Raw genomic sequence first — 3,459 nt, forward strand, 5'->3', positions numbered from 1 at the left:
TTCATTTTCTCTGTTATTGGCGAGGAATTGGGATTTGTGGGTACACTCACATTGCTCATGCTTTACAGCTTGTTAATGCTCAATATATGGAAAGCCACAAAAAGAGCCCCGGACATGTTTTCATATCTCGTTTCCGCTGGAATCATGATTACTTTTTTCATGCATATAACTGAAAACATCGGGATGAACCTGGGATTAATGCCTGTTACTGGCATTCCGCTTCCCTTTGTCAGTTATGGGGGAAGTTCTGTTATGATATTTGCAGCCCAACTTGGGATGACATATAGATTACTTGCTGGCAATATCGAGGCTAAATTAATCTCCAATGAGATATAATCAAAATATCAAGATGATATCTTGTAGAAAATGAGCCAGATTAATATTCATTATCTTTAGAATTTTTAAAATTTCGCCTACACTATCAAAGCGTTATTTGAATTATAAAAGGAGGTTACCCTATGAAGATCGTTGAATCCGTTCCCAATTTCAGCGAAGGTAGAAAACAGGAAGTAGTTGAAGCTATTGTGGACGAAGCCAGAGCAGTTGACAAAGTCTGGGTTCTCGATTATTCAAGTGACCCGGATCACAATAGATCGGTTGTGACCATAGCCGGTGATCCCAATGCTGTTGTCACAGCGCTTTTCAATATGTCTAAAAAGGCCCAGGAGTTAATTGACCTTAGAAAACACCGGGGTGAGCACCCCAGAATGGGTGCTGTTGATGTAATTCCCCTTGTACCTATCATGGGAATCACAAAAGAAGAATGTGTGGAGCTTTCAAAAGAGCTAGGAAAGAAAATTGGAGAAGAGCTTGAGATACCCGTTTACCTTTATGAATATTCTGCAAGCTCAAAGGAGCGAGAAAACCTTTCAGGGATAAGGAAAGGGGAATTTGAGGGTTTTCATGAGAAGATAAAGCTTCCCAATTGGAAACCAGACTTCGGACCCGAAAAGGTTCATCCCACCGCAGGTGTTGTTGCAGTAGGTTGCAGAGAATTTTTAATAGCCTTTAATGTCAATCTCGGTACAGATAACATTGAAATTGCAAAGAAAATCGCAAAAGCTGTTAGACATATTAGTGGTGGGTTCAGATATGTCAAAGCTTTGGGCTTCAAACTGGAAGAGCGAGGCATAGTACAGGTCTCCATGAATTTAACGAACTACAAAAAGACTCCTGTGCACAGAGTTTTTGAAATTATCAAACTCGAGGCTGAAAGATATGGAGTTCCCATAGTTGGCTCAGAAATTGTTGGTATGGTCCCAATGAAAGCACTTCTTGATGTTGCAGATTTTTACTTGCGTCTCGAAAACTACGATCCTGATCTGGTTATAGAAAAGAAACTGCTTGATACCATCTCACGCGAGGCAGATGAACAATGAAACTCGATACCCTTATTGTGGGTCTTAAAGAAGTCGTTTCCCCTATTCGCAAAGGCCCTGTTAGAGGCAACGAGATGGGGCAGCTCAAAGTAAGAAAAGGAACAAATATTGGTATAAAGAATGGGAAAATCGCCTATATAGGAACAGAAAGACCGCCAGCATTAAGAGAAGTTCAGGCGCATGGGCTTGTTGCGCTACCGGGATTTGTTGATTGTCACACTCATATCCCCTTTATAGGTAATAGAAGTTTTGAATTTCTCATGCGTCTTGAAGGAAGAAGTTATATGGAAATCATGGAAAATGGTGGCGGCATTTTTTCAACCGTGAAAGCTGTTAGAGAAGCTTCAGAAGCTGAGCTTTTTCGATACAACATGAAAAGTCTTGTAGAAATGGCACATTATGGAATCACCACAGTGGAGGGAAAAAGTGGTTACGGCCTTGACAAAGAATCAGAATTAAAACAGCTCAGCGTGCTGAAACGGCTGAATGCTTCCCAACCCATTGATGTGGCTTCCACCTTTTTGGGCGCACACGCTTTTCCAGATGGTTACCACAAAAAAAGTGAATATCTTGAATACCTGCTTGGCTTTGTTGATAAAGTAAAAAAATACACAAATACGGCTGACATATTCTGTGAAAAAGGGGTGTTTGAACCGGAGGAAAGCAGACGATTCCTGAAAGAATTAAAAAGAAGGGGATTCAGGATAAGATTACACGCTGACGAACTCGCTGCTTCTGGCGGGGGAAAGCTTGCCGTAGAATTGGGAGCTGTTTCAGCTGACCACTTGATTGCAGCCGACGATGAAACGCTTAGAGCTATTGCAAGCAGTGATGTTACGGCAGTATTAATGCCCGGAACTTCCTTCTTTCTGAGAGAAAAATATGCCAGAGGAGATTTTTTGATCAGTCATAATGGAATCGTTGCATTGGGATCGGATTTCAACCCCGGGTCCTGTAACATCTATGACCCCCTTCTTGTAATTCATCTGGCTGTTTCGCGCAATGGGTTAAAGGTAGAAGAAGCGATAACCGCTTATACTGCAAACAGTGCGCACGTGCTGGATGTGGCTGACAGGAAAGGGTTGCTGGAGATAGGATACGATGCCGACCTTGTGCTTCTCGATTTGGAGAGCTATCTTGATTTACCTTACATGTTCTCCAGAGAAGCTTTTGCCGCCACCATTAAAGAAGGAAAAGTGATCGCTGGTGATCTTTGAGATAGTGGTAACCGGTAAATTGAAAACGGATTTCATCAAAAAAGGTGTGGAGCGTTACTTAAAGTGGCTCTCCCCTTATGCTGTGATTAAAATTACGACTTTGCCATTGGGTAAGGGAAACAACATTGAAGAGATAAAGAAAGAAGAAGCAAAGCGATACCTAAGTATATTAGAAGCTGAAAAATATGCCCATATTTTGATTCTCGATGAGAGGGGAGAAATGCCAACTTCTGTTCAGTTTGCATCAAAGCTGAAAACATGGCAAAATAGAAGTGTTAAGAAGGTGTTTTTTCTTATAGGTGGACCCTATGGTTTTTCAAGTGAAATACTGAGAAGCAAGTGGGAGCTTCTCTCTTTGTCAAAGCTGACCTTTACCCATGAAATGACGGTGCTGTTGCTTTTAGAGCAACTATACAGAGCAGAAACGATACTTTTGGGAAAAACATATCACTATTGACTATTGATCTGGAGGTGTTAAATTACAGTGGAAGACCCAGCCAGTACTGGTGACCCTCTCTCGTTGTTCTTGAACTTTCTGTTTCTTGTGCTTTTGATCTACCTTTCTGGCCTTTTTTCCGGTTCTGAAACCGCTCTTACTTCTGTGAGTAGGTTGAGGTTAAGGAAACTCCTAAAAGAAGAGAAAGACAAATCCATGCGACAAATTCTTCAAGCATCGCTTGAAAAGCCCAATAAGATGCTTACGGCAATTCTCATAATGAATAACCTGGTCAATATTCTTGCATCTTCCGTGGCAACGCTTCTGGTGTTGAGAGTATTGCCAGAAGGTGCTCAAAGCACCGCAGCGGCGATAGTAACTGGTGTAATGACATTTCTAATCCTTGTCTTTGGTGAAATAACCCCTA

5 protein-coding genes are annotated in these 3,459 nt (G+C 41.6%); all 5 read left to right on the plus strand.

All coding sequences use genetic code 11. The features are described 5' to 3' along the window. The coding region (locus AC3LHT_RS04600) for an FtsW/RodA/SpoVE family cell cycle protein (protein ID WP_488662111.1) at positions 1-336 on the plus strand (336 nt) is incomplete at its 5' end. A 122-nt stretch (positions 337-458) separates the two neighbouring features. Beyond that, positions 459-1,379, plus strand: coding sequence for a glutamate formimidoyltransferase (gene ftcD, locus AC3LHT_RS04605; protein ID WP_290644899.1), 921 nt, complete (start codon positions 459-461; stop codon positions 1,377-1,379). After that, positions 1,376-2,596, plus strand: a complete 1,221-nt coding sequence (gene hutI, locus AC3LHT_RS04610) for an imidazolonepropionase (protein WP_290644901.1) — start codon at positions 1,376-1,378, stop codon at positions 2,594-2,596. Before ftcD ends, hutI begins: the two co-directional genes overlap by 4 nt. Continuing rightward, positions 2,586-3,053 (plus strand): 23S rRNA (pseudouridine(1915)-N(3))-methyltransferase RlmH, encoded by a 468-nt coding sequence (locus AC3LHT_RS04615; RefSeq protein ID WP_488662112.1) that lies wholly within the window; start codon positions 2,586-2,588, stop codon positions 3,051-3,053. The genes hutI and AC3LHT_RS04615 overlap by 11 nt, the downstream gene beginning before the upstream one ends. 27 nt (positions 3,054-3,080) lie before the next feature. Continuing rightward, a partial coding sequence (locus AC3LHT_RS04620) for a CNNM domain-containing protein (protein ID WP_488662113.1) occupies positions 3,081-3,459 on the plus strand: 379 nt, incomplete at its 3' end.

Source organism: Kosmotoga sp., assembly GCF_982836095.1.